We start from the raw sequence: 24,974 nt of genomic DNA, 5'->3' as shown, positions 1-24,974 counted from the left end.
GACACATCGATCAGGATCGCCGTAGGCGGTGTGGCCGACCGGCCAGTGGTCGAGCAATGGCCAAGGCTGCATGGCGACGACTTGCGTAGCGCGCTGAACGACTTGAGCTGGAAGCTGAATGCGCAGGACGACACCCATGTCAGCGCAACGTATAGACGCCATCTGGTGCGGCAACTCGGATGGCGCGTGATAGAGGAGGCGAAGTGAGCAAGACATCATCCACCACGCTTGCGCGCGGCGAGCGCCGGCGCATCACCGTGACACTTAACGGACGAGAGCGTACGGGCTATTGCGAATCGCGCGACCTGTTGTCCGATTTCGTGCGTCATGAACTGGGCGCGACCGGAACGCACGTGGGTTGTGAACATGGTGTGTGCGGTGCGTGCACCGTGCAGGTGGACGGCGTGGCGGCCCGGTCCTGCCTGATGCTCGCCGTGCAGGTAGAGGGACGCCGTGTTGACACGGTCGAAGGTCTCGCGCCTGACCAGACGCTAGGCGATCTGCAACGGGCCTTCCAGCGTCATCACGCATTGCAGTGCGGCTTTTGTACGGCGGGGATCCTGATGTCGTGCGCGGACTATTTAAAACGCGTACCGGACCCGACGGAAACGCAAGTACGCGAGATGCTGTCGGGCCATCTGTGCCGATGTACAGGCTATACGCCGATCGTGGCGGCGGTGCTTGATGTAGCGGCATTGCGTAACGAGAACAACAAGAACAACGAGAGCAGCAAGAAGGAGCCGGAACATGCTTGATCTCGGCCGGACCTTTTTGCAAAGCGTCGAACGCAGCCCCAACACGCTTGCCCTCGTGGATGGCGACGTGAGGCTGACTTACGTACAGTGGCACGAGACCATTCTTAAGGTCGCTGGTGGCTTGCGCGAGTTGGGCCTCGCACGCGGCGACCGGTTGCTCGTCGTGCTGCAAAACCGCTGGGAAATGGCTACGCTGCATTGGGCCTGCCAGTTCGCGGGCATTGTCATGACGCCGTTGAACTGGCGCGCGAAGCCTGACGAACTCGACTACTGCGTGACCGATGCGGGGGCGAAAGCGGTCGTATTCGAACCGGTCTCCGCCGATGCGGTCTATGCGAGCGAGGCGGCGCAGAAGCTGCCACGTATCGCGCTGGACGATGCGCGCGGCACGACTTCGTTCGATGCGTTGCTGAGCGGACATGCGGCGAACATCACGACAGAAGCCACAGCCGACGACCTGTCGCTGATCCTCTATACCTCCGGGACTACGGGCAAGGCGAAGGGCGTGCCGCGCCGTCACCGGCATGAGCGCGCCGCTGCGCTGGCACACGTCGCACAGAACCTGTATCGCTACGGCGAACGCACGCTGGGCGTCATGCCGCTTTATCACACCATGGGCGTGCGCTCGCTGCTCGCCATGGCGCTGGTGGATGGCCTGTTCGTCTGCGCACGACGCTGGAACGCGCCCCAGGCGCTGGAGTCGATCAGCACGTTCGAGCTCACGTGCCTGTACCTCGTGCCCACGCTTTATCACGATCTGCTGGCCACGCCCGGATTCGCGAACGCAAGCACAGGTTCGGTGACAAAGCTCGGTTTCGCGGGTGCGCCCATGAGCGATGGCCTGCTGAAGCGTTTGTCCGCAGCGTTCAAGCCCGAACTGTTCGTGAATCACTATGGCTCTTCCGAGGTGTACACGTTCAGCATTGACCAGGACGCCACGCGCAAACCCGGCAGCGCAGGCCGTGCGGGCATCAACACGCGGCTGCGTGTGGTGAAACTGGATGCGGCGTCGCCGACCGATTTCGCGGCCATGCACGAGGAAGGCCAGATCATTGCGGACCTGCTTGGCGATGAAGCATTCGAAGGTTACTGGAACCGTCCGGACGCGAATGCGAAGTCCTTGCGCGACGGCTGGTACTTCACCGGCGACACCGGATTTTTCGACCAGGACGGTGACCTCTTCGTGAGCGGCCGCGTGGACGACATGATCATCAGCGGCGGAGAAAACATCTCGCCCGTCGATATTGAATCGGTGTTGTCGCTGCATCCGGCCGTGGACGAAGTGGCGGTTGCGGGCGTGAAAGACGAGCGCTGGGGACAGCGTGTAGTGGCATTCATCAAGCGGCGTGATTATGTCGACGCCAACGCGCTCGACGCCTGGTGCCGCGAGTCGGATCTCGTGAATTTCAAGCGTCCGCGCGACTACGTTTTCGTCGATGAGATTCCGAAGTCGCCCGTCGGCAAGATCCTGCGCCGCAAATTGTCTGCCGGTGAATATGACATCGACACCACGAACAACCCTACAGAAACAACGAAGGAGTAACCGATGACTGACTTGACCCATCGCGGCCAGGCGCTGTTGCAGGACCTGGACGGCTTTTCGATCGAAGTCGATGAAAAACACGAGCGCGCCGACATCATTTTGCATCGTCCGCCGCTCAACGTCATATCGATGCACGCACGCGACCAGTTGCGCGCAGCGTTCGAGGCGCTCGACGAAGACGACCGCGTGCGCGTGATCGTGGTGCGCGCCAACGGCGAGCATTTTTCGAGCGGTGGGGACATCAAGGGGTTCCTTGAAGCATCGCCGGAACATGTGTCGAAGCTGGCGTGGAATATTGCGGCGCCCGCGCGCTGCTCGAAGCCGGTGATTGCCGCGAATCGCGGCTTTTGTTTTGGCGTGGGCTTCGAGTTGTCGCTCGCTTGCGACTTCCGCATTGCGACCGACACGACCTTCTATGCGCTGCCGGAGCAAAAGCTCGGCCAGATCCCGGGCTCGGGAGGCTCGGCGCGCCTGCAGCAGATGGTGGGGATTGGCAGGACCAAGGACATTGTGATGCGCTCGCGCAGGATCCCCGGTAAGCAGGCGTACGAATGGGGCATCGCGGTGGAGTGCGTAGCGGACGCACAGCTGGAAGCCACGACCAATGCACTCGTCGATGAACTGCGTGCTTTCTCGCCGCTCGCGCAACGCACGGCCAAGAAGTTGCTCAACGACACGGAAGATGCGCCGCTCTCGATTGCTATCGAATTGGAAGGGCACAGCTATAGCCGGCTGCGCACATCGGACGATTTCCGTGAAGGCGTGGAAGCGTTCCATGGCAAACGCAAGCCGGTGTTTCGCGGCAGTTGAAGGTTGCGATGGTTGCGTCAACCGTGAACGTGCGCATGGAGCACCGGCACTTAACGTATTCAACGCATTTTTAAATTTTCTTAAATACCAACGAGAGCACGACATTTCGACGTGCCAAAAAACACGGCGCCATTCCAGAGAAGGGCGCCGCGACCTTCAAGGAGATGACAATGTCCGTAGCAGCACAGGAAAGCGCCGCCGCGCCCGAAATAAACACGCGACAGGTGATGGGCGCAGTCGTGGCCTCATGCCTGGGCTGGGCACTCGATCTATTTGATCTGTTCGTGCTGTTGTACGTGGCTCCCGTGGTCGGCCGGCTGTTCTTTCCGTCCGAACATGCCATGCTTTCGCTGGCAGCGGTGTACGCGTCATTCGCCGTGACCCTGCTCATGCGTCCGCTCGGTTCCGCATGGTTCGGGTCCTACGCGGACCGGCATGGCCGCAAGGGAGCGATGATTCTCGCGGTCGTTGGCGTAGGGATATCGACTGCGCTTTTCGGTGTCCTGCCTACCGTTGCACAGGTTGGCCTGGTAGCGCCAATCCTGTTCCTCGCACTGCGCCTTGTACAAGGCGTATTCGTGGGCGGGGTGGTAGCGTCCACGCATACCATCGGCACGGAATCGGTCGCGCCGAAGTATCGCGGCGCGGTGTCCGGGCTGATTGGTGGTGGCGGTGCAGGCCTGGGCGCGTTGCTCGCTTCCATCGTGTACCTGACCATGTCGTCAATCTTTCCGGGCGAACTCTTCGACGTGTGGGGCTGGCGGTGCATGTTCTTCACCGGAATCATCAGTTCAGTGCTTGGGCTGTTCGTGTTCAATAGCCTTGAAGAGTCGCCGCTGTGGAAAAAGCTGGCGGCGGAGAAGGCCGCAAAGGCCGCGGCGCGCGACATCTCCGCGCCAGTGGAAATCATCCGATCGCCGATCAAGACGCTATTTTCGAAGGACTTTCGCGGCATTTTGTTCGTCAACCTGCTGCTCACGATTGGTGGCGGCAGCGGTTATTACCTGACCTCGGGTTACCTGCCGACCTTCCTCAAAGTGGTCAGCCACGTGCCCAACGGCGCGGCCGCTGGCATCCTGATGATCGCGAGCATTGGGGTACTCGCGGCGTCGGTGGCGGCGGGGCACCTGAGCACGTTCATCGGCCGCAAGACGACGTTCATCTGGCTGGGACTGGTTCGCCTGATCGCGCTGCCCGGGTTGTTCCTGCTCTTGCCTACTGCGCAAAGCATCACCATGATCGGTGTCTACGCGGTCGTGTTGAGCGCACTCGGCAGCGCGGGGTATGCGCCCATCCTGATCTTCCTGAACGAGCGTTTCCCCACCGCGATTCGTGCGACCGGAACGGGGCTGTCGTGGAATATCGGCTTTGCGATCGGCGGCATGATGCCGACCGCCGTCTCGCTGGTGGCGAAGGACCCGGGCGAGTTGCCGATGACGCTGGCGATCTTCGTCGGGGTGATCAGCGTGATCTTTCTAGCAGGGGCGTTCATCGTGCCGGAGACACTGGGCAGGCTCGAGAATCGTTCGGCGCAGCCGGGCTGATGCTGCCCGACCTGACCTCCGATCTATGACTGCGTCACGGTCGTGGTCACGCGGCGGATGTTGTCCGTGATGATTTCGATGAGCGCGTTCGTCGCGGCGCCGATCGGCCGCTTCGGGTGGCTCACGCACACGATATGCCGCACAATCCCCGGCGATGCAATCCGGTAAGCGCGCAGCAGGCCGTCGTCCACTTTCCGCTGGACGACGACGCGGGGCAGGATGGTCGCCACGTTGCTCTGTTCGACGAACTGCACGATCGTATTCAGCAGATCGATTTCAAACTTCGGCTGGATTACTATATCCGCGTTGAGAAGCGCGGCATCCAGCACGCCGCGCAGGCCGTTGCGGCGGGTGGGCAGCACGAGCTCCAGATCGCCGAGTTCAGCCAGGTCGATTGCCTCGGGCATCGGTCGTCCATGAATGACGCTGGTCACCAGCACCATCTCTTCGTCGAGCAAGGAACGCGTGTCGAGCGAGAGGCGGCCGCGCGGCTTGTTGATGACCGCGGCATCCAGGCGCCCGGCCTCGACCGCATCAATCAATTGCGCGCTGAAGCCGTCCGCCACCGACACCTCCACTTGCGGAAACAGCGCGTCGAAGGTGGCGAGCGATTCGGGCAGCACGCTCTCTGCTTCCGACGACACCATGCCGAGCGCGATGCGCCCCGTGACGATCACGTCGCTGCGGCTGAGTTGCTCGCGGGCGTGTTCAATATCGCGAATGATCGGTACGTATAGCCGATACATCAGGCGCGCGGCTTCGGTCGGCGTCATGCCGTGCGGTCCGCGTTCGAACAGCGGCTGGTGAAGCTCTGCTTCAAGCTTTGATATCTGCATGCTAAGCGCCGGCTGCACAATGTTGAGCCGCTTCGCCGCGCGCGTGACCGAGCCGTCTTCGAACAGCGCGATGAAATAGTGAATCTGCTTCAGGTCCATGAACGGCGGCGCGTTTATCCGCGTCATCCAAAGGACGAATGAGACCACAAGCATCCGTGCGGCGCCAGCAAGTTCTCGCTTTCAGGAAGGTCTCGTCCAGGTCTTTCAGCCTGCGGCGCGGAACGCTACTTGCTGCATCCCCGGTTTCCCCCAACGCCCAGACCAACGCCCATGAAGCCCACTATTGTTTGCCACATGATGTCTTCCGTCGATGGCCGCAGTCTCACCGACGGCTGGCATCTCGACTTTGCGTCCGATCTCTACGAGAAAACAGCAGGTACCTTCGAAGCCGACGGCTGGATTTGCGGCCGCGTCACGATGCAGGAAATCGCGCACGGCGAGGGTTATCCGAAGGGCCTCGCGAAGCAGCCGGTTCCTCGCACGAACCACTTCGCCCAACGCGGCGCGAATCAGTACGCCATTTCCATTGACCCGAGGGGACTGGTTGAATGGAAGTCGAATACCGCGTTGAAGTCCCACGTGATCGAAGTGGTGACGGAACAGGTCTCCGACGACTTCCTCGCGTATCTTCAGTCGATTGACGTGTCGTATGTTTTCGGCGGCAAGACCGACATCGATCTGGCTGATGTGGTCAATACACTGGAACGCGAACTGGGTGTGAAGAAGCTGATCGTGGAAGGGGGGTCGCACGTGAGCGGCGCGTTCGTGAACGCCGGTCTGGTCGATGAAGTGAGCGTGCTGATCATGCCGCTCGTGGATGGCCGCAGCGAACACCCGTCGTCATTCGAAGTGGCGATGAATGCATGGAAAAGCCCCGCGTATCTGACCCTTACGTCAGTCGAGCAGATCGCTCATGACGCGGTCTGGCTTCGTTACACGCGCAAAATAAGCTAAGAGGACGGGCAAGCAGTGAGGTCCGGGATTACCCCTATCGGCAATAGTGGATTGCTTGTATATCGGATTTATACGAAATATAATTCGTCTCATCGCGATTCTACTTAGAGCCGTTTTTCCCATGGATATCGACGCTATTCACAAGGCCTTGGCCAATCCTGTCCGCCGCGAGATTCTCGTGTGGCTCAAGGAGCCCGAGGTCTACTTTCCCGAGCAGGAGTTCCCGCTCGTGAATGGCGTGTGCGCCGGTCAGATCGACGCGCGTTGCGATATGTCCCAATCCACGGTGTCGGCTCACCTGGCCACGCTTCACAAAGCGGGTCTGGTGACCTCGAAGCGGGTTGGGCAGTGGATATTTTTCAAGCGCGACGATGCGGTCATCCAGGCGTTTCTCGATCAGCTTCGTAACGGTCTCTGAAGCGGCTTTTGAAGCGGCCTCTGAAACGTCAGCTTGTTCGCCGTGTTCTGGTTGGTGGATCCCATTACAGTCTATTTAGGAATGCTTTCAAAATGCCAAATCTTTTCGACCCGCTCAAAACCGGTGCATTTAAACTTCGCAACCGCATCATCATGGCGCCGCTGACGCGTCAGCGCGCAGGCGTCGAACGCGTGCCAAACGCGTTGATGGCACAGTACTACGCTGAGCGCGCTGCTGCCGGCATGATCCTGAGCGAAGCGACCTCGGTTACGCCCCAAGGCGTGGGCTATGCTGAAACGCCGGGCATCTGGTCGGACGAGCAAGTCGAAGGCTGGAAGCTTGTGACGAAGGCCGTCCACGACGCAGGCGGCACGATCCTGCTGCAACTGTGGCACGTCGGCCGGATCTCGGATCCGATCTTCCTCAACGGCGACTTGCCGGTGGCGCCGAGCGCAATTGCGGCGCAAGGCCATGTGAGCCTTGTGAAGCCGCAGCGTGCATTCGTGACGCCGCGCGCGCTTGAACTCGACGAGATTCAAGGGGTGGTTGCGGCCTTCCGCAAGGGTGCTGAGAACGCGAAGCTCGCTGGTTTTGACGGCGTTGAAGTGCACGGCGCGAACGGTTATCTGCTCGATCAATTCCTGCAGGACAGCACGAACAAACGCACGGACATCTACGGTGGCCCGATTGAAAATCGTGCACGCCTGATGCTCGAAGTGGTCGACGTGTGTATTGAAGTCTGGGGCGCTGACCGGGTCGGCATGCACCTCGCGCCACGCGCCGATTCGCACAGCATGGGCGACACCGATCGCGCCGCTACCTTCGGCTACGTTGCACGTGAGTTGGGCAAGCGCAAGATCGCGTTCATCGCAGCACGTGAACGCGTGGGCGAAGACTCGATCGGACCGCAGTTGAAGCGTGCCTTCGGCGGTGTTTATATCGCTAACGAAAAGTTCACCAAGGAAAGCGCTCAGGCAGCGCTCGACCGCGGTGACGCCGACGCCGTCGCGTGGGGGCAGTTGTTCATCGCCAACCCGGACCTTGTGAAACGCTTCGAAAGCGACGCCGCGTTGAACGCACCGGTCCCCGAGACGTTCTATGCCCGTGGCACCGAAGGGTACACGGACTATCCGACACTCGAGACGATGGACTAAGCGTTCCAGTTACTGGCTTGCCGCAGCCGGCGACTCCATAGGGAGTCGCCGGCTGTTTTGTTTTCCTGGCTTTGCTTCTCAGCCGCGACCTCAGGGCAGGCAGGCCTTTAAGTACCTCGATGTAAAGCCGGATTTCCCTCGCTTCACCACATCTTCCGGCGTGCCGCTGACCACCAACTTTCCGCCTTCCTCACCCGCGCCGGGCCCCATGTCGATGACCCAGTCGCTTTGAGCCGCCACCCGCATGTCGTGCTCGACCACAATTATCGTGTTGCCCGCATCGACCAGACCCTGTAATTGAATCAGCAAGCGGTCGCTGTCCGTGGAATGCAACCCGGTCGTGGGCTCATCCAGGATGTAAAGGGTCTCGCCCCGTTGTGCTCGCTGAAGTTCGGTCGCGAGCTTGATCCGCTGCGCCTCGCCGCCGGACAACTCAGTAGCCGGTTGGCCCAGGCGCAAATAACCCAGTCCAATGTCCTTGAGCACGGTCAGCGCGCGCATGATCTGCGGCTCGTCAGCGAAGAAGGCACAAGCGGTATCCACGGTCATCTGCAGCACGTCGGAAATGTTCTTTCCCTGCCACCCGATTTCCAGCGTCTCCGGGTTGTAGCGTGTTCCTCCGCACGTTGAACATGGTGCGTACACGCTCGGCATGAACAGCAATTCGACGCTCACGAATCCTTCACCCTCGCACGTGGGACATCGACCCTTCGCAACATTGAACGAGAACCGGCCCGCGTCATAATGGCGGCGATGCGCCGTGGGCGTCTCCGCGAACAACTTGCGCACGTGATCGAAAAGGCCGGTGTAGGTCGCGAGATTCGAGCGCGGCGTGCGTCCGATCGGTTTCTGATCGACGCGAACCAGTCGGCGGATTTTTTCCATCCCGGCCGTTATCTCACCGCCGGTCGGAATGTTCTCGACATCCAGTAGCGGGTCACGCTCCTCATCTGTTTCTGCCGCGATCGGCCGGCCGAGCCGGTCCGCGATCAACTCCGGCAGCGCCTGGCTGACAAGGCTTGATTTGCCCGAGCCCGAGACTCCCGTGACGGTCGTGAAGCAGCCGAGCGGGAACGCGACCTCCAGGTCCTGCAAGTTGTTACGCGTCACGTTCTCAAGCCGCAGCCAGCCCTTCGGTGTGCGCTTCGAACGCGGAGCGGGCCGGTAATCGCCAAACAGATGCAGCCGCGTTTGCGATTCCTCGATGTCGGCCAGTCCGGCGGGCGGCCCGCTATATACAATCTGTCCGCCTGCCGTGCCCGCGGCCGGACCCACATCCACCAGCCAGTCTGCGCGGCGCATCATTTCCAGATCATGCTCGACCACGAACAGCGAATTACCTGCGGCCTTCAGGCGCAGCAACGCGCTGAACAACGCTTCGCCATCGGCCGGATGAAGACCGGCGGAGGGTTCATCGAGGACATAGATCACGCCGAACAACTGCGATGCGAGTTGCGTCGCAAGCCGCAGCCGCTGCAACTCGCCCGACGACAAGGTCGGTGTACCCCGGTCCAGTGCCAGATACCCCAGGCCGAGATCGATCAGCGTAGTCAGACGTTCGAGCAACTCGCTTGCAATGCGTTGAGCCGCAACCTGTTTCTCCCTGGATTGATTCGTAGTCCGTCTGATGTCGGGGGAGGCTTTGTGCTCCGATCCGCCGGATGCAACCCGTCGCGCGACGGCTGCCCGCATCTCGTCCTTGCTCAATATTTCGCTGTCCGATGGCGCTGCGGATACTGATATATTCCCGCCCGCTGGCACCTCACCGCGAGCAACTGGCCGCAATACATCGGCGACACGGGCGAGCGGCATCTGCGATAACTGGCCTATATCAAGCCCCGCGAACGTCACGGACAACGCCTCGGGTTTCAATCTTTTGCCATGGCACGACGGACACGCGCTGCTCACCATGAAACGCGACACGCGCTTCTTCATCAACGCGCTTTGCGTGTTGGCGAAGGTGTGCAGCACATATCGGCGCGCACCGGTAAACGTGCCCTGGTAGCTCGGTTCCGCGTGGCGCTTGAGCGCCGCGCGCGTCTCTTGCGGTGTCATGCCGGCGTACACGGGCGCGGTTGGCGTCTCGTCCGTGAACAAGATCCAGTCGCGGTCTTTCTTCGGCAGGTCGCGCCACGGTTTATCCACATCGAACCCCAGCGTGACCAGGATGTCGCGCAGGTTCTGACCATGCCATGCCGGCGGCCATGCAGCGACTGCGCGCTCGCGGATAGTTAGCGAGTCGTCGGGCACCATTGATTGCTCGGTCACCTCATAGACGCGCCCCAGACCGTGACACGTGGGACACGCCCCTTGTACCGTGTTCGGCGAGAAATCCTCGGCGAACAGCATGGGTTGTTTCGCCGGGTAGGTGCCGGTGCGCGAGTACAGCATGCGCACGAGGCTGGACAGCGTGGTCACGCTGCCCACCGACGAGCGTGCGTTGGGCGTACCGCGTTGCTGCTGCAGAGCCACGGCGGGCGGCAGGCCTTCGATGGAATCCACTTCCGGCACGCCAACCTGATCGATGAGGCGACGGGCATAGGGCGCCACCGATTCGAAATAGCGCCGCTGCGCTTCGGCATAGAGGGTGCCGAACGCCAGCGACGACTTGCCCGATCCCGAGACGCCGGTAAAGACGACGAGCGCGTCGCGCGGGATGTCGACATCGATGTTGCGCAAGTTGTGCTCGCGGGCGCCCCGCACCCGCACGAAGCCGGTCCGGGAGGGATGGGATGACGACGATGTCGATATGTCTTCCGGCTTCTTGTTTCTGGTTGGCATGCGCTTTAAAGCCATTGTGTGATTAGTTTGCCCAGGCAGCCGCGAGGACGTGCCCGAATACGATGAAGTGCCCGCGCAAGTCGCGCGACGTTGCGCAACATTTAGCCGCGCGGATGGCAGACAGTTTAAGTGGCTGGCGAAATGGCTGTCGATCCGGCAGGAGCATTGGGCGCACGGGGCGTGCCCGAATATCGTGCGTTCTGATATCCGGGATATTTACCCGGGCGTGCTGAAGGGCTTTAAGCAACCGGCATCTAATCGGTTAAATAGTTAGTCTGTTATGTTTCTGTTCAACAGCTAATCATCTTCGCGCACAAGCTTGCTCATCATTGCGATTGGCGACTGGTAAGGGGCGGAGTATCAAGTGCTTTAAACATTGTTTGATTGCGTGCGAAGGCGTTTGCCAGCAAAGGCCCTCGCACGCAAGTCCCACGGGAAAACATAAAGCGATTGCGTTTGAAGTTTTCTCCCTTAGACTATTAACTCGCAAGCCTGCGAATGGTGTCCGGATTATTTCATTACCCAAAATTATCGTGGTCATAATGCATAAACAATCCGGGTATTGATTGGCGGCATGGTTGCGAAGATCGGTTAAAAAGGAGTGATGTAGTGCCCGGCTAATAGGCTGCGACCGGGCTGCAATCAAAGACGCATAACCTGAAAATTCATTGCCGCTTTACTCTCAAAGGGACTGGCGTTCCTCGAAAACGTCGCTCTTTCAAGCAGTCGATCATTTCTGGAGGTGTTGGATGGCAAAATCTACAAAAGCGGGCTCGCAGGACCAATCCAAGATCGCGGCGCTCAGCCCGTTCGAACTCAAGGACGAATTGATCAAGGCCGCCGGCGGCGGTGCGGTCGAGCGTCCCGCCAACGCGGCCATGCTGAATGCAGGCCGGGGCAATCCGAATTTCCTCGCCACCATTCCGCGCCACGGCTTCTGGCAACTTGGCCTTTTCGCCATGCGTGAGTCGGAGCGATCGTTCGCGCACATGCCCGAAGGGCTGGGCGGCTTCCCGAAGCGCGAGGGACTGGAAGAGCGCTTTGAAATCTTTGCACGCGACAACAAGGGCGTTCCCGGCATCGACTTCCTGCGCGGCGTGCTGTCGTATGTGCGCGACCAGCTCGGCCTTAATGGCGGCGAATTCCTTTACGAAATGTGCGAGGGGATTCTTGCGTCGAATTATCCGGTGCCGGACCGGATGCTGAAGTTGTCGGAGGTGATTGTTGCGCAGTACCTGAAGAAAGAAATGATCGGAAAACACCCGTTTGTGGGCGACTTCGATATCTTCGCGACTGAAGGCGGCACCGCCGCCATGACCTACATCTTCAACACGATGCGCGAGAATCACCTGATCAAACCAGGTGACACCATCGCGCTGGGCTCGCCCATCTTTACGCCGTATATCGAGATCCCGACGCTTAATGACTACCAGTTGAACGTGGTCAATCTGGACGCCGACGTGGAACTCGGCTGGCAATATTCGAAGAAGGAACTCGACAAGCTGCGCGATCCGAAGGTGAAGGCGTTCTTCCTCGTGAATCCGAGCAATCCGCCTTCGGTCAAGATGAATACCGAAAGCCTGGAGTACATCGCGGAGATCGTGAAAGAACGGCCCGACCTGATCCTCCTGACCGACGACGTATACGGCACCTTCGCCGACGACTTCGTCTCGCTGTTCGCGCTGTGTCCAAAGAACACCATCCTCGTGTATTCGTATTCGAAGTACTTCGGTGCGACAGGCTGGCGGCTTGGCACGATCGCCATGCACCGCGACAACGTGATCGATGAACTGATCCGCAAGCTGCCGAAGGATCAGCGCAAGGAATTGCACGAGCGGTATGAGTCGATCACCACCGAGCCGGAGAACCTGAAGTTCATCGACCGCCTGGTGGCCGACAGCCGTACCGTCGCGCTGAACCACACTGCGGGGCTCTCCACACCGCAACAAGTGCAGATGGTGCTGTTCTCACTCTTCGCTCTGATGGATACCCCGGAGGCGTACAAGAACGCGCTCAAGCGCCTGATTCGCGGCCGCAAAGAGGCGTTGTACCGGGAGATCGGGATATCGTTTGACGACAGCGACGTGAACCAGGTCGATTACTACACCATCATCGACCTCGAATTCCTTGGCAATCGAGCGTATGGACCGGAGTTTGTCGCCTGGCTCTTCAAGAACACCGAGCCCTCCGAGCTGTTGTTCCGGCTTGCGAAGGAAGCACGTGTCGTGCTCCTGCCGGGACGCGGCTTCGGTACGCAACACCCGTCGGGCCGCGTGTCGCTTGCCAATCTCAACGAGAGCGACTACAAGGCGATCGGCCGCGCGATGCGCAAGCTGATGGTGGAATATGTCGAGCGCTATAACGCCGCAACGGGCAAGTCGCTCGATAAAAACAAGGTGCTTTAAGGCAGCACGACTGGCAGCACGACTGGCAGCACGACGGGCAGCAACGGCGCTTCGAAAGGGGCGCCTTAAAAATACATCAAACGAAAAACGGGCCGCTGGGAAAGTTACCCCAGCGGCCCGTTTTATCGTTAAACGCCTGCTTTAGAACTTGTGGCGAATACCCACGCGTGCAGCGATCTGATTCGACGCACCCTTGCCCGAGTTGCCGAAGTAGCTCGTGCTCGAACCAATTTCAGCCTGCACCGGTGTGCCAGCGTTCGAGCCCGACGCGTCTTGATAGATAGCCAGCACGTAGACATCGGTACGCTTGCTCAGCGCATAGTCCACGCTTGCGTCGACCTGTTGCCACTTGCCTTGCGCCGCATCGGTCAGCTTCATGTACGTGTAGCCGAGGCCACCGGTAAGAGCCGGCGTGAACGCATACTTGCCGCCGATTTCATACGCGTTGAACTTCGACGTCGCGCCCGTGATCGCTTCAAAGCGCGTGTTGGTCCAGAGACCGAACACCGTTGCAGCAGCAAACTTGTAGCTGGCGCCAACACCGAACGTGCGCAGGTCCTTCGTACCACCTGTCGAAACGTTCGCGATGTTCGTGCTGAACGCCGGCGTCGACGAACCCGGGTAGTGGATGTCGGTGTAAGCCGCGCCGATACCGAACGGGCCGCCAGCGTAGTTCACGCCGAAGCTGTAAGCGCGCGACGAACCTTGCGTCGTGACGCCTGCGGTCGTCGTGGTGGGCGATCCCTCGAATGCGCCGGCCTGGTTAGAGAAACCGTACAAGCCACCAAACGTCACGCCGTGGAAGTTGGCGCTGCTGAACTTGATCGAGTTGTTGATACGGCTCGACGTGAGCTGGTCGACGTCGTTGATGTGATACGCATAGTTGCCTGCAACCGTCTGGCCGCCGATGGAGTACGAACCGCCGAGGTAATCGGTCGAGAACGTGTATTGCCGGCCCAGGGTCACCGAGCCGATATCCGACTTGGAAATCCCCACATACGCTTGACGGCCGAATTCCGCGCCGCCTTGGCCGAGCGTGCCGTTGCCGCTGTTGAAGCCGCTCTCCAACGTGAAGATCGCCTTCAGACCGCCGCCCAGGTCTTCAGCACCGCGCAGGCCCCAACGGCTGCCTTGCGACACGCCGTCGTCATACTTGAAGTTCTTCGAGCTGCCGGTCGTGCCGACGGCGGCGTGGTTCACGTAGCTGATACCGGCGTCGATGAGGCCGTAGAGCGTGACGCTGCTTTGAGCTTGAGCGGAAGTTGCCGATGCGGCGAATGCCGCCATTGCAGCAGTGGCGAGCAGTGTTTTACGGTTCAAAACGTTCTCCCTAGCGTGGGTGTGAGTAAATAATGCAAATAGGCGGCGCAGATAAGTGACGCAAATAACTGCTGCACGGCATCGGACTCTGATGGTCTGTAGCTCGCGACGGGCGGACTTTAACGAACGGGTGTGTAAGGTCCATGACAGTTGTTTTTAAGCGACGGCTTCATAAAAAATGCTTTCGGTAAGCGTCGGGAGCGGTTAGGAGGCAAGCAGTCAGGCGACGAATTGCCCCAAGCAAAACCGCGCGTCGAGCGGCTTGAACCGATATCCGGGAAGGGGCTTGGAAGCGCTTTAGCGATCCCTCGCGCTATGCTGGTGGCTCATTCACTCTAGAGACGAAGCGATGACAGAGAGCGTGATTGCGGCACTGGAAGGGCGGTTGCGGAAGGCCATGCTCGCATCGGACGTGGATGTGCTTGATGCGCTGCTCGCCGACGACCTCACGTTCGTCGATGCAACAGGCAAGGTGTGGAGCAAGGCCGACGACCTGAACGCGCATCGCCATGGAATACAGCGGATCGAGCGGCTGGAGATCAAGGAACAGACAGTGCGCGTGTATGACAAGAGCGCCGTGACGCTTACACATGCAGCGCTGAGCGGCCAATTCGGCGGCGTGCCGCTCTCGGCCAATCTTCGCTACACGCGCATGTGGGCGGAAACGGAGAGCGGCTGGAAAATCGCCGCCGCTCACTGCAGCGTGCTAGCTTTTTAAGGCTGGCCCGGCGCTTGCCGGCGCAACCCGCGGCTTCGCCAGTTGCTCCCCCACGACCGCTGGAATCACAGCGCTTGCGGGCTGTGACCCGACGACCGCTGGAATCATTGAGCTTGCCGGCTGCGACTCATCCACGGCGGTCCGCCCGCCGTCCGCAAAGAAGGTTTGTTCAGCGGCCTTGTTCAAAACGAGGATGCTGATGCGCCGGTTAGTGGGTTCGTCGGCGACTGCCTTATTGAGCGGCAATACATCGGCTAGTCCGCGCACTTGCAGGATCTTGCCTTCGTTCATGCCGCCTGCAATCAGCGCGCGGCGTGCAGCGTTCGCCCGTTCGCTCGAGAGCTCCCAGTTCGAATAACCTGCTTCGCCGCCAGAGTACGGCACGGCGTCCGTGTGTCCGGCGATCGACACGCGGTTATCCACGTCATTGAGCGAGGAGCCGATCTGCGCGAGGATGGTCGTCACATACGATTCCAGCTTCGCGCTGCCCGAGGGGAACATCGGCCGCTTGAGCGAGTCGACGATCTCGATGCGCAATCCTTCGCTAGTGATGTCAATACGAATCTGATCCTTGTATGCGGCTAGCGCCGGCGTGCGTTCGATCAACGCACTGAGCTTCTGCTTGAGTTGCTTCAAGCGCTGAGCGTCGTCCTTGACCGCGGCAGCCGCGGTTGCAGTTACGGTCGCGGCCGCAGCTGCGCTTGCGGCCGCGCGTTCTGTTGTCTTCGGCAATGGTTGGGTCTGGCTCTTGGTGGCCTCCCCCGGACGCGAACTGGAGAGATCGCGGCCGCCGCCTTCAATCACGCTTGTGCGTGCCGCACCGCTGCCGTCCTTGCCGCCGAAGACCGCCGACAGCGGCGTGTTGAAATAGTCTTCAATACCCTGCTTGTCGTATTTGGAGGTTGAGCCTAGTAGCCACATCAGCAGGAAGAACGCCATCATGGCCGTCACGAAATCCGCATACGCGATCTTCCATGCACCGCCATGATGGCCGGCGTGCGCGGATTTTTTCTTGCGTCGCACTACAACGGTCGGTGCGAGCACCGACTGCATGGGATCGCGAGAGGGGGTGTCAGCCATGAGCGAGCCTCTTGATGATCTGCGTGATCTGCGCCGGGCGGGACAGGCTCGTCACGCCGACTTTGGTTGCTTGGTGGCGCGGACGGCGTCGTCGAGTTCCTGGAAGGTCGGACGATCAGCGGTGAACAGCACCTTGCGCCCGAACTCGACGGCAATAGCCGGTGCATAGCCGTTCATCGACGCGAGCAGCACGGACTTCACGCACTGGAACGGCTTGGCTTCGGCCTGTCCTTTTGCAGCCAGCAGATCGGCCAGTGGCCCGAAGAAACCATACGAGAGCAGGATGCCGAGGAACGTGCCGACCAGCGCGCCCGCGATCATCTCGCCGAGTATCGCGGGCGCGGCGCCCACCGAACCCATGGTATGCACGACGCCCATCACGGCCGCGACAATGCCGAACGCGGGCAGGCCGTCGGCCATCTTCTGAATCGCGCCGGCTGCCAGCGATGTTTCCGCGTGATGCGTCTCGAGTTCTTCGTCCATCAGGTCCTGCATCTCGAGCGCGTTGATGTTGCCGCTCGACATCATGCGCAGGTAGTCGACAATGAATTCCAGCAGATGGTGATCGTTCAGCACGTGTTCGTACTTCTTGAACGTCGGGCTGTTTTGCGGCGCTTCAACATCGACTTCGAGCGCCATCATGCCTTCCTTGCGCGCCTTCTGAAGCAGCTCGTACAGCAGCGCGATGAGCTGCACGTACTTGTCTTTCGAGTAGCCTCCCTTCTTGAACGCGGTGGGAACGACCTTGATGGTCTTCTTGAGCGTCGTAACCGGATTGGATACGACGAACGCACCCACAGCCGCGCCGAAGATGCACAACAACTCGAAGGGCTGGAACAGTGCGACCAGATGGCCGCCTACGCCCAGAAAACTGCCGATCACCGACCCGATGACCACGACCCAGCCAATAACAACAAACATGCTCTCTCCGCTTGATTTTTTATGCTTCCTTTGAATGAAGCTGTCCTAGACCTTAACGGCAAGCAGACCAGCAGATTTAGGGTAGGGCGAAGGTATCTTTTCTCCTGAGGTTTGCTTGGACACGGCAAAAATTACATTCCATCCAATGTTTGTCGAGGATGCGAGCACATGACTGGCAAGGTCTGCGCACGCAAAGCGGCCTTACTCGCGCCTCCGGAGCAAACTTGCCGATGAATCATCAGATGATTGGCGACGTCATGAAGAATGGATCAGAGGCGTCGATTCATTGGCCGGATTACGTTCGCGGAGCGTCGAATTCAACTCGAAAACAGCCACTATTCGCTTCATCGAATCAGTTGCTGAAACCGTAAAGTCTCGCCACGGAAAAGCCCCGGGCACATTACGGAGTGCGTGCAGTGAACATGGCGTACGGCCGCTCCATGTTTTCTATTCCTAAAATTTGGGTCTGCGTCGCACTGGATGTTCAATAGAAATCGGGGACGAACAGGGGGAACGATTTATGCGTGCCCTAGCCCGACTTCCATTTCTACAGGCGAACCTGGCGATGATTCAAACTTTTGAGCAAACCATCGACGGCAAGTCGGTGCAGTTCTGTGCAACCATCGCAGACGGCGGCAGTCCTCAGCGCGTCATCATCAGCCGGGCGGATTCGGCGAAGTCGCTGGTGATTATCGAGGCTTCAGGGATCATTGGCGCGATCAAGGCCGAGGTCGAAGCACCGGAAACGTTTGTCACCGAAGCTGTGCGCAAGGCCCAGCAGGAAGGGCTTATTGAACGAGCGCTCGCCTCGGGCGAAATCCTGACAACGAACCTTTAACGTGTAGTGCGGTGTACTGCGTTGGCACCGCATCGATCAGGGAAAATGCCTGCCTGCTGAACGCAGGCGGGCATTTTTCTATTGACCAGAGGCTGCCATTAACGCTGCAATTTCAAAGCCGCGGCGTGCCGTTTTTCGGATCTGCCGGCACTAGAGGCGTCGCGGAATCCGGACCATCGGGTGAGTCGGGATCATCGGGGAGCGGCGGCGCATCGGGGTCAAGCAGTTCGTCGGGATCGGGTTCGATTGGCAAGTAAGTCGGGTCCGGCGGCGGCGTGGACATATCCAATTCCTCATCAGCGGTCTGCGGACCGCGCGTTGCACGAGAAGTGCGTGTATCAAAACGGACGCAACTAGCGTTCCCGCCGCGGTCCGTTCGACTTTGAGGTACCTGCCTTTCACGTGCCTGCATCATGCTCAATGCCGGATCCCCGTGCCGCATTTAACCGATACCGCGTCCAGCGCTTTATCGACCTTATGGTCCACTTCATGGTCCGCTTCGTGGCCCTTCACGCGCTTGCTCTCAATCGCTCGCCACGCGAGGACCGCGGCAAATAACAACAACGCCACCGACACCCCCGCCGACGCCTTTACACCTACTACGATCTGCGCGCTTTCCGCCATGGCCGAGTGACTCGCCAGCGCACCAAACGCGGCGACGCCTATCGCGCCCGCCGCTTGCCGCGCGGTGTTCAGCACCGCCGACGCCGTGCCCGCACGATCCGGCGCGACCGTGCCCAATACAGCGGTTGTCATCGCGGGGACGGCGAGTCCCATGCCCGTCGGAATCAGCAGGAAGGGCAGCAGCAACGCCCACACAGGCGTAGACGCATTGACGAAAAGAAGCGCGGCGAAACCGGCTGCGTCGATCAATGCGCCGACGATCATCGGCAAGCGCGAGCCGAAGCGCGCGACGACCACGCCACTCGCAAGATTCGATATCAGGAACCCGCCGGTGAGTGGAAGGAACGCCAGCCCGGCCTCCAAAGGTGTATGGCCCAGCACGCGCTGCAGGTACAGGCTCAGCACGAACACCATGCCGTAATACGTGAGGTTCACGCAGATGCCGAACACCGTGGCTGAATTAAACGTGCGGTCCCGAAACAGCGCAGGCGGCAGCATGGGCGCTGACGCGCGCCGCTCCACGATCACAAGTCCCACTGCCGCGAGAAGCGCCACGGTAATTCCGCCGATCACCAGCGGGTGCGTCAAGCCCAACGGCCGGAGTTCGATCATCGCGCCGACGAAGCCGGTCAGCGCAACGGTCGCGAGGATTTGCCCGGGCAAGTCAATGCCGCGCGCTTTCTGCTCTGGCTTTTTAGCGGCGATCCACACGTAGGTCGCCACGATGCCTGCCGCGCATAACGGCACGTTGACCCAGAAAATGCTGCGCCAGCCGAACGCAGCGATCAGCAGGCCGCCTACGATCGGTCCTGCAGCAATCGACACTGCCCCCGCCGCCGTCCACAAGCCCACGGCACGCGCCCGCAGCCCGTCGTCGTGACCGCAAGCCTGGTTGAGCAATACCAGGGAGTTGGGCAGCATCGCGGCCGCTCCTATGCCCTGCAATGCGCGTGCAGCGACCAGTTGGGTCGCGTCCATGGCAAAGCCGCAAGCGGCGGAAGCCACCCCGAACAGCACCAGGCCCGCGACGAACAAGCGCCGTGCGCCAAAACGGTCGCCGAGCACGCCGGCCGAGAGCATCAGTGCGGCGAAGGCGAGCGCATAGGCGTCGACGGTCCATTGCAGGCCCGCCACGCTCGCGTGCAGCTCGCGGCCAATGCTCGCGAGCGCCACGTTGACGATGGTGACATCGAGTTGAGAGACCACGAAACCCATGCTGGTCGTGGTGACGATCAGCGCCTGGCGTGTGCTCAGCCCGGCGCGTGTGGGGATAAGGTTCGAGTTCATGAAGACCAGCTTATCGACCTGGAGCGTCCGACGTTTCCGTGGTTCGTGAAATATGCATGTACGACTTTTTAGGGTCCTGCCTGCTCTTTTGCAGCCCTGTCAAACCGGTGGCATGGCGTCCAGGCAACACTTTTTTGAGACGGGCCGATTCCGTTACGTGTCGGCACAAACAGTGACTTCCCAAGACATATTGAAAGCATTTGTGACGACACGGCGGCCGAAATTAAGAGTTGTCCGATAGATCAGCCCGGTACCGCTCTGCAGAATTCGCGCGTCTGAAGTGGTCTCGTGGAGCGTCATGAGACCTTCTTTGGTGCCTTCAATACCGTCTTTTTAGTACGCGCCGAAGTCACCGTTTGCAGGTTCACCGGTCCCGTTATCATGCGCATCGCCATTCTTCAATCCGATCCCCAGCACCGCTTCGTCATCGGCGGAATCATCGAACGTCTCAATCATGTCTGTTTTCCCTTTGGCGACGGTTTGTCGATGTCGAAATCGCTGTCCCGTTCCACTGTCGACATGCTGATTCTCGATTGGCATTCCACCGGCTTGTCCGGGCTCGACCTGTTGAAATCGATGCGCTCGGGCATTGGCGAGCGCGTGCCCGTGATGTTCGCCTCGGCGGACGGCGGAGAGAGCAACGTGGTCCGCGCGTTGACCGCGGGTGCAGATGACTACGTCACGCACCCCGTGCGTTCCGCCGAGTTTGGTGCGCGTGTGGAAGCGCTGCTGCGACGTGCGTATCCGGCGAATACCGCTGCGATCACCGAACTCGGACCGTATCGCTTCGACTCGCGTCAGCAGAGCGTCACCGTACGGGGCCAACCGGTGCAATTGAGCGGCACGCAATTCCGGCTGGCGTTGCTGTTTTTCTCGAACATCGGGCGCGTGTTGTCGCGCGATCATATATTCGCCATGGTCTGGGGACGCGAGTTTCGCGAGTCCACGCGGACTATCGACAGCCACGTTTCGCGCCTGAGGCTTGCACTGACGATTGAACCGATGAATCACTTCCGCTTGCAGCCGGTGTACAAGAGCGGCTATCGGCTATTGCATCTCTATGGCGACACTGTCGATGAAGGGAGCCTGTGTGAGGAAGCCACTGCCTGATGCTCGGGCGGTGTCCTGGTGAAAGAAAAACCGTCGCAAGACGTTTTTTTTGTGCACCCGGAGACCGTGGGGCTCTCAAATGGACCAGATGGCTAATTTGTCGATGTCCACCGAGAACCGATGTGATGTGCCGGTTTTCAGGCGAGCGTTATCGCTGGGAATATCGAACGCCACACCGCAGATTTTCAGACGTGCGTACCGATCTCCGCGACGCAATTCGATACCGTCGACCATACCCTGGAACGCACCTTCATCAGACGGCATGATCGCAAGCGCAGGCAGGCGCCACATCACGGTGTGTCCCACTGGAATGGCGGTGTTACTCGCCATGTCCATGCGTAACTCACCGCCCAGTTCGATCTTGTTTGCTTCGAGCACGCGACCTTGGCCGACATTGTGAAGCCCAAGCAATTCAGCCACGCGCATTGAAGCGGGACGCTCGAAGACATCGCTCACCGGTCCGGCTTGAAGCACACGGCCGTGCTCGAGCAACAATACTTCGTCGGCCAGCAGCGCGGCTTCATCGGGATCATGGGTGACGATCACAGTGACCGCCGATATCTCGCGCTGCAACGTGCGCAACGATTGCTGCAGACGGCGGCGGCGCGGGGTATCGAGTGCGGCGAAGGGTTCGTCGAAGAGCAACAACTGGCTATGCTGCGTGAGCGCGCGAGCAAGCGCCACGCGCTGACGCTGGCCGAAGGAAAGTTCATGCGGCAAGCGGTGAAGCAGCGTTGAGAGGCCGAGTTGATCGACCCATTGGCGCGCGCTGGCGGCATCCGCGCTTAGCGGAAACGCTAGTTGTCGCGCGACCGTCATGTGCGGAAAAAGACCATAGTCTTGCGGCATATAGCCGATCCTGCGCTCTTCGGGCGGCAGCACATCGAGTTGCCTTCCACCTAGCGTCACAGTAGCCGTCTGCCCGGCCTCAAGCCCCGCGATCAGGCGCAACGTCAGCGACTTGCCCGACCCTGACGTGCCGATGATTGCAAGGCGCCGTGTGCGCGGCGCCCATTCAATGTCGAGATCGAAACTGCCAAGATGCTTTTTCAACACGATGCTAAGGCGGCGATCATCTTCGTCCAGCGCCGGGCGCGCCGTGGCGTTGTCATCGGCATCATCGCCATTGACGAGGTCCGAACTCAACGAAGCGCGGCCGTGGCGGCTATAGATGGACAACGCAGCGCATGATACGGCAATGGCAAGCGTCGGCAATAGCAAGGGCATCATGGCCGGCAAGCCCTGGCCGCCAAATACGACATAGGTATAAACCGGCAGCGAATACGGGTGATACGCGACCATGACGGTCGCACCGAATTCACCGAATGCGCGTAACCACGCCAGCGCCAGTCCGGCGCTGATCGCAGGCCATGCAACCGGCAGTGTGACGCGAAAGAAGCGGCTGCCGGCGCGATGTCCCAGCGTGGCGGCCACGTCCTCGAACAGGGGGTCGACGGCCGCGAATGCGGAGCGCGCCGCGATGATCAGAAACGGTGCCGCGACAAAAGTTTCGGCCAGCACGATGCCCGCGAACGAGTCGGTCAGCGCGCCGCCCGTCAGTTGTCCGACCCAGCTATAGGGGCCGAGAAGAAACAGCAGCAAGACACCGCTGGTGAGCGGCGGCAAGGCGAGCGGCAATTGCACGATAAAACCCAGCAACGCCGCCTTGCGCGAATTCGACCGGGCGAGCAGATAGCCCAGCGGTACGCCGCCCAGCAAGATGACGAGTGACGCCACGCTCGCGCTTCCCGCCGATACAGCCACCGCCGACAGCGTGCTGGTCCAGTCGACGCCGTGCCAGTCCGCCGCGCCGACCTGCGGGATGCTCGCGAGGAAGGGCGCGCATAAATAGACCGCGAGCAGCGCTGCAAGCCACCACAGCGGTCGTGCAGCGGTGCGTTTCATCGAGTAGCGTCGATCACGGCCTGAAGTGACGGCGGCATGGCCTGGGCGTTACCGGTGATCGCGGGCTTGATGACATCGACACCGTGTTCCTTAAGCAACTCGCGGCCCTTCTGGCTGAGCAGGAAGTCGACGAAGCGCGTGGCGCCCGCCGAGTTCGGTGCGTCGCCAAGAATGGTGAGCGTGTAGCTCGCCTTGGCTTGCAATTCGGGTGCGGGACGAATGGACGGAATCTTCAGGTCCGAGGTTTCGGTTGAATAGAAGAAACCAGCGTCAAGTTGCCCGGATTGCAAACGGCCCACCAGCGTTTCTTCCGGCAAGACCTGATCGGGATTTTCTGCCGCGCCGAGTGTCTTCTCGACCAGATCAGGCTGACGATAAAGATCGGCGGCCTTGGTCACCATCTCCACGGTGAACGCGCCCTTCGGGTCCAGCTTCGGATCGGTCCGTCCAATGCGAATACCCGGCTGCTGCAAGACCTTGTCCCAACGCTTGGTCTTGAAGTCGCCGGCAAATTTGCTGCGCGGGTTATAGCCGATCATCAACGGCGATTCGGCGAAGGTCACATACCACGCCACGTGGTCGCCGTTCGCGGCACCCATCAAGCCCGTATTCACCTTGGGGCTCGCGCTGATGAACACGTCACCGCGACGCAGCTTGCCCTTGATCTCGTTGGCGATCTTGTTCGAACCCGCCGCGTAGCCCTGGAAATGCAGGCCGGTTTCTTTTTCAAAAGCAGGGCCGACGCTGCGCTCCATCAAATTGACGAGCGAGCCTGCATACAGCACGTTTACGGCATTCTCATCCGCCACGGCGGCATGACTCAACAGCGCGCCGGCCATGACCGCGACCGATACCATCACCTTACGGATCATCTGATTCTCCACGTTGATAAAGGGCGTAATAAAGGCCGCTATATTACGCTGAGACTTAACTTGTTCGCTAACGCCATCGACATGTTTTTTGCGGCTATTCGTCTCAAGATGACGGCGTGGTGCGGTTACACTTGTGGCCTGCCCGTCATGCAGGTGACCCTGACAACCGCGCGTCCTGAGACTTGGGTGATCCACGCCTTCGAAGGACGCTGCAACCGGAGATGAACATGCGAACAAGCGCCCGAAATCAATTTGTCGGTGAAGTGGTAGACGTCAAGCACGGCGCAGTCAATGACGAGATCTTGCTGCGCGCCAACGACGGGCTGGAGATTGTCGCGGTGATCACGCATGGCAGCGCTGCATCGCTCGGGCTGGCCCCCGGCAAGGCTGCGTTTGCGTTAGTCAAGGCATCGTCGGTCATCGTGATGGTTGATGTAGCGGATAGCCAGGTATCGGCGAGGAATTGCTTTGCTGGAACGGTGTCGGCTGTGACCCCGGGCGCCGTTAACAGTGAAGTCATTATTACTGTCGCGGGCGGCGCGCAAATTGCCGCTATTGTCACGAACGAAAGCGCCCAACGGCTGGCGCTCGCCAGCGGCAAGGCGGCCACGGCGATCTTCAAGGCGTCGAGCGTGATTATCGGCGTGGACGACTAGCTTTCTCGGTAGCTAGCGCTGAGTTAATTCAGTGGAATAGCGCGCAGGGTACTGGCGCTGTCAGCGGATTTCGGCCGGTCTATCACGTACAACACGTTATGCGCCGGGTCGATAGCGACGCCCCGGGCATCCTTGAAATCGTTTGCGATGACGGCAACCGACCCATCAGGGCTTATCCGGCAGACCGCCGTCGAGTTGCATTTCGTATAGAGCGTGCCGTTTGAATCGACGGTCAACAGGTCGGGTCCGTTGACCTTGATGACTGCCGTGTTAAGGCCCCCCGGCCGGGCATGGTTGATCAGTCCGGACAGGGTGGTCTTCAGGATCATGTTGTCAGCCTGATCCGATATAAAAACGGTGTCGCCTTGCACGGCTATGCCAACGGGTTTCGCCAGTCCAGTCAGGAGATTGTGCTCGGACGCGGCGTGAGTTGAAACATCGTA

22 protein-coding genes and 2 pseudogenes are annotated in these 24,974 nt (G+C 60.2%); 13 read left to right on the top strand and 11 right to left on the bottom strand.

From position 1 onward, the window contains the following. From JWR14_RS17335 to JWR14_RS17315, 5 genes and pseudogenes are all read left to right on the top strand, one after another. Nucleotides 1–207 (top strand): annotated as a pseudogene (locus JWR14_RS17335) (carbon monoxide dehydrogenase); the annotation flags it as partial. After that, a complete protein-coding gene (locus JWR14_RS17330) occupies nt 204–755 on the top strand; it encodes a (2Fe-2S)-binding protein (RefSeq protein WP_299709083.1) in 552 nt (183 codons plus the stop codon). The pseudogene JWR14_RS17335 and the gene JWR14_RS17330, both read left to right, overlap by 4 nt. Then, the gene (locus JWR14_RS17325; RefSeq protein WP_299709080.1) at nt 748–2,298 is read left to right on the top strand and encodes an AMP-binding protein; all 1,551 of its coding nucleotides are present in this window, start codon (nt 748–750) and stop codon (nt 2,296–2,298) included. The genes JWR14_RS17330 and JWR14_RS17325 overlap by 8 nt, the downstream gene beginning before the upstream one ends. Nucleotides 2,299–2,301: 3 nt before the next feature. Beyond that, complete coding sequence (locus JWR14_RS17320; protein WP_299709077.1) at nt 2,302–3,108, top strand: enoyl-CoA hydratase/isomerase family protein; 807 nt, start codon at nt 2,302–2,304, stop codon at nt 3,106–3,108. Nucleotides 3,109–3,278: 170 nt separating this feature from the next. Next, the gene (locus JWR14_RS17315) at nt 3,279–4,652 is read left to right on the top strand and encodes an MFS transporter (protein WP_299709074.1); all 1,374 of its coding nucleotides are present in this window, start codon (nt 3,279–3,281) and stop codon (nt 4,650–4,652) included. A 23-nt stretch (nt 4,653–4,675) separates the two neighbouring features. Here the strand turns inward: JWR14_RS17315 and JWR14_RS17310 are convergent, their stop codons facing one another. Next, the gene (locus tag JWR14_RS17310) at nt 4,676–5,587 is read right to left on the bottom strand and encodes a LysR family transcriptional regulator (protein ID WP_299709089.1); all 912 of its coding nucleotides are present in this window, start codon (nt 5,585–5,587) and stop codon (nt 4,676–4,678) included. 171 nt (nt 5,588–5,758) lie between these two features. On the opposite strand from JWR14_RS17310, the gene JWR14_RS17305 reads away from it, so the two are divergent. The 3 genes from JWR14_RS17305 to JWR14_RS17295 all read left to right on the top strand — a co-directional run bounded on the left by JWR14_RS17305 (nt 5,759) and on the right by JWR14_RS17295 (nt 8,014). Further along, complete coding sequence (locus JWR14_RS17305; protein WP_299709071.1) at nt 5,759–6,442, top strand: dihydrofolate reductase family protein; 684 nt, start codon at nt 5,759–5,761, stop codon at nt 6,440–6,442. Between the two features lie 121 nt (nt 6,443–6,563). Further along, entirely contained in the window at nt 6,564–6,860 is a 297-nt protein-coding gene (locus JWR14_RS17300) for a metalloregulator ArsR/SmtB family transcription factor (protein WP_299709068.1), read from the top strand. A 92-nt stretch (nt 6,861–6,952) separates the two neighbouring features. Next, nucleotides 6,953–8,014, top strand: coding sequence for an alkene reductase (locus tag JWR14_RS17295; protein WP_299709065.1), 1,062 nt, complete (start codon nt 6,953–6,955; stop codon nt 8,012–8,014). A 90-nt stretch (nt 8,015–8,104) separates the two neighbouring features. On the opposite strand, the gene JWR14_RS17290 is transcribed toward JWR14_RS17295, so the two are convergent. Further along, nucleotides 8,105–10,795 (bottom strand): excinuclease ABC subunit UvrA, encoded by a 2,691-nt coding sequence (locus tag JWR14_RS17290; protein ID WP_299709061.1) that lies wholly within the window; start codon nt 10,793–10,795, stop codon nt 8,105–8,107. Nucleotides 10,796–11,544: 749 nt separating this feature from the next. On the opposite strand from JWR14_RS17290, the gene JWR14_RS17285 reads away from it, so the two are divergent. After that, nucleotides 11,545–13,200, top strand: a complete 1,656-nt coding sequence (locus JWR14_RS17285; RefSeq protein ID WP_299709058.1) for a bifunctional aspartate transaminase/aspartate 4-decarboxylase — start codon at nt 11,545–11,547, stop codon at nt 13,198–13,200. Between the two features lie 141 nt (nt 13,201–13,341). Here the strand turns inward: JWR14_RS17285 and JWR14_RS17280 are convergent, their stop codons facing one another. Beyond that, nucleotides 13,342–14,520 carry a porin gene (locus JWR14_RS17280; protein ID WP_299709055.1) on the bottom strand — a complete coding sequence of 393 codons (1,179 nt, stop codon included), beginning with the start codon at nt 14,518–14,520 and terminating at the stop codon, nt 13,342–13,344. Nucleotides 14,521–14,869: 349 nt separating this feature from the next. Here JWR14_RS17280 and JWR14_RS17275 point away from each other — a divergent pair, with 349 nt between their 5' ends. Beyond that, nucleotides 14,870–15,238 carry a nuclear transport factor 2 family protein gene (locus tag JWR14_RS17275; protein ID WP_299709052.1) on the top strand — a complete coding sequence of 123 codons (369 nt, stop codon included), beginning with the start codon at nt 14,870–14,872 and terminating at the stop codon, nt 15,236–15,238. On the opposite strand, the gene motB is transcribed toward JWR14_RS17275, so the two are convergent. Further along, a complete protein-coding gene (gene motB / locus JWR14_RS17270) occupies nt 15,227–16,318 on the bottom strand; it encodes a flagellar motor protein MotB (protein ID WP_299709049.1) in 1,092 nt (363 codons plus the stop codon). The two genes, JWR14_RS17275 and motB, sit on opposite strands and share 12 nt — an antisense overlap. Nucleotides 16,319–16,369: 51 nt before the next feature. Beyond that, complete coding sequence (gene motA, locus JWR14_RS17265; protein WP_299709046.1) at nt 16,370–17,239, bottom strand: flagellar motor stator protein MotA; 870 nt, start codon at nt 17,237–17,239, stop codon at nt 16,370–16,372. 565 nt (nt 17,240–17,804) lie between these two features. On the opposite strand from motA, the gene JWR14_RS17260 reads away from it, so the two are divergent. Then, nucleotides 17,805–18,077: a hypothetical protein gene (locus JWR14_RS17260; RefSeq protein ID WP_299709043.1), complete on the top strand. Its 273-nt coding sequence runs from the start codon at nt 17,805–17,807 to the stop codon at nt 18,075–18,077. Nucleotides 18,078–18,189: 112 nt separating this feature from the next. On the opposite strand, the gene JWR14_RS17255 is transcribed toward JWR14_RS17260, so the two are convergent. From JWR14_RS17255 to JWR14_RS17245, 3 genes are all read right to left on the bottom strand, one after another. Continuing rightward, the gene (locus JWR14_RS17255) at nt 18,190–18,360 is read right to left on the bottom strand and encodes a hypothetical protein (protein ID WP_299709040.1); all 171 of its coding nucleotides are present in this window, start codon (nt 18,358–18,360) and stop codon (nt 18,190–18,192) included. 134 nt (nt 18,361–18,494) lie between these two features. Then, entirely contained in the window at nt 18,495–19,988 is a 1,494-nt protein-coding gene (locus JWR14_RS17250; RefSeq protein ID WP_299709037.1) for an MFS transporter, read from the bottom strand. A 333-nt stretch (nt 19,989–20,321) separates the two neighbouring features. Then, nucleotides 20,322–20,444, bottom strand: coding sequence for a hypothetical protein (locus tag JWR14_RS17245; protein ID WP_299709092.1), 123 nt, complete (start codon nt 20,442–20,444; stop codon nt 20,322–20,324). On the opposite strand from JWR14_RS17245, the gene JWR14_RS17240 reads away from it, so the two are divergent. Continuing rightward, complete coding sequence (locus JWR14_RS17240; protein ID WP_299709086.1) at nt 20,415–21,098, top strand: response regulator transcription factor; 684 nt, start codon at nt 20,415–20,417, stop codon at nt 21,096–21,098. The two genes, JWR14_RS17245 and JWR14_RS17240, sit on opposite strands and share 30 nt — an antisense overlap. A 75-nt stretch (nt 21,099–21,173) precedes the next feature. Here JWR14_RS17240 and JWR14_RS17235 read toward each other — a convergent pair whose 3' ends face one another. Together JWR14_RS17235 and JWR14_RS17230 are read right to left on the bottom strand one after the other, a co-directional pair. After that, nucleotides 21,174–23,003, bottom strand: coding sequence for an ATP-binding cassette domain-containing protein (locus JWR14_RS17235; protein WP_299709034.1), 1,830 nt, complete (start codon nt 23,001–23,003; stop codon nt 21,174–21,176). After that, the gene (locus JWR14_RS17230; RefSeq protein ID WP_299709032.1) at nt 23,000–23,875 is read right to left on the bottom strand and encodes an extracellular solute-binding protein; all 876 of its coding nucleotides are present in this window, start codon (nt 23,873–23,875) and stop codon (nt 23,000–23,002) included. The genes JWR14_RS17235 and JWR14_RS17230 overlap by 4 nt, the downstream gene beginning before the upstream one ends. Nucleotides 23,876–24,102: 227 nt before the next feature. Here JWR14_RS17230 and JWR14_RS17225 point away from each other — a divergent pair, with 227 nt between their 5' ends. Next, nucleotides 24,103–24,531, top strand: coding sequence for a TOBE domain-containing protein (locus tag JWR14_RS17225; RefSeq protein WP_299709029.1), 429 nt, complete (start codon nt 24,103–24,105; stop codon nt 24,529–24,531). Nucleotides 24,532–24,554: 23 nt separating this feature from the next. Here JWR14_RS17225 and JWR14_RS17220 read toward each other — a convergent pair. Continuing rightward, nucleotides 24,555–24,974: pseudogene (locus JWR14_RS17220) on the bottom strand (hypothetical protein); the annotation flags it as partial.

This window comes from Caballeronia sp., from assembly GCF_028292365.1.
In the GTDB taxonomy this organism is placed as follows: Bacteria; Pseudomonadota; Gammaproteobacteria; order Burkholderiales; family Burkholderiaceae; genus Caballeronia.
This window is presented reverse-complemented; position numbering and strand designations above follow the sequence as displayed.

What these genes read in the sequence shown, in the direction of transcription:
- JWR14_RS17285 (WP_299709058.1), top strand. Translation starts at nt 11,545, where the DNA reads ATGGCAAAATCTACAAAAGCGGGCTCGCAGGACCAATCCAAGATCGCG.
- JWR14_RS17290 (WP_299709061.1), bottom strand. Translation starts at nt 10,795, where the DNA reads ATGCCAACCAGAAACAAGAAGCCGGAAGACATATCGACATCGTCGTCA.
- JWR14_RS17235 (WP_299709034.1), bottom strand. Translation starts at nt 23,003, where the DNA reads ATGAAACGCACCGCTGCACGACCGCTGTGGTGGCTTGCAGCGCTGCTC.
- JWR14_RS17230 (WP_299709032.1), bottom strand. Translation starts at nt 23,875, where the DNA reads ATGATCCGTAAGGTGATGGTATCGGTCGCGGTCATGGCCGGCGCGCTG.
- JWR14_RS17245 (WP_299709092.1), bottom strand. Translation starts at nt 20,444, where the DNA reads ATGATTGAGACGTTCGATGATTCCGCCGATGACGAAGCGGTGCTGGGG.
- JWR14_RS17260 (WP_299709043.1), top strand. Translation starts at nt 17,805, where the DNA reads ATGATTCAAACTTTTGAGCAAACCATCGACGGCAAGTCGGTGCAGTTC.
- JWR14_RS17225 (WP_299709029.1), top strand. Translation starts at nt 24,103, where the DNA reads ATGCGAACAAGCGCCCGAAATCAATTTGTCGGTGAAGTGGTAGACGTC.
- JWR14_RS17295 (WP_299709065.1), top strand. Translation starts at nt 6,953, where the DNA reads ATGCCAAATCTTTTCGACCCGCTCAAAACCGGTGCATTTAAACTTCGC.
- JWR14_RS17325 (WP_299709080.1), top strand. Translation starts at nt 748, where the DNA reads ATGCTTGATCTCGGCCGGACCTTTTTGCAAAGCGTCGAACGCAGCCCC.
- motA (WP_299709046.1), bottom strand. Translation starts at nt 17,239, where the DNA reads ATGTTTGTTGTTATTGGCTGGGTCGTGGTCATCGGGTCGGTGATCGGC.
- motB (WP_299709049.1), bottom strand. Translation starts at nt 16,318, where the DNA reads ATGGCTGACACCCCCTCTCGCGATCCCATGCAGTCGGTGCTCGCACCG.
- JWR14_RS17275 (WP_299709052.1), top strand. Translation starts at nt 14,870, where the DNA reads ATGACAGAGAGCGTGATTGCGGCACTGGAAGGGCGGTTGCGGAAGGCC.
- JWR14_RS17320 (WP_299709077.1), top strand. Translation starts at nt 2,302, where the DNA reads ATGACTGACTTGACCCATCGCGGCCAGGCGCTGTTGCAGGACCTGGAC.
- JWR14_RS17315 (WP_299709074.1), top strand. Translation starts at nt 3,279, where the DNA reads ATGTCCGTAGCAGCACAGGAAAGCGCCGCCGCGCCCGAAATAAACACG.
- JWR14_RS17250 (WP_299709037.1), bottom strand. Translation starts at nt 19,988, where the DNA reads ATGAACTCGAACCTTATCCCCACACGCGCCGGGCTGAGCACACGCCAG.
- JWR14_RS17300 (WP_299709068.1), top strand. Translation starts at nt 6,564, where the DNA reads ATGGATATCGACGCTATTCACAAGGCCTTGGCCAATCCTGTCCGCCGC.
- JWR14_RS17305 (WP_299709071.1), top strand. Translation starts at nt 5,759, where the DNA reads ATGAAGCCCACTATTGTTTGCCACATGATGTCTTCCGTCGATGGCCGC.
- JWR14_RS17310 (WP_299709089.1), bottom strand. Translation starts at nt 5,587, where the DNA reads ATGGACCTGAAGCAGATTCACTATTTCATCGCGCTGTTCGAAGACGGC.
- JWR14_RS17255 (WP_299709040.1), bottom strand. Translation starts at nt 18,360, where the DNA reads ATGTCCACGCCGCCGCCGGACCCGACTTACTTGCCAATCGAACCCGAT.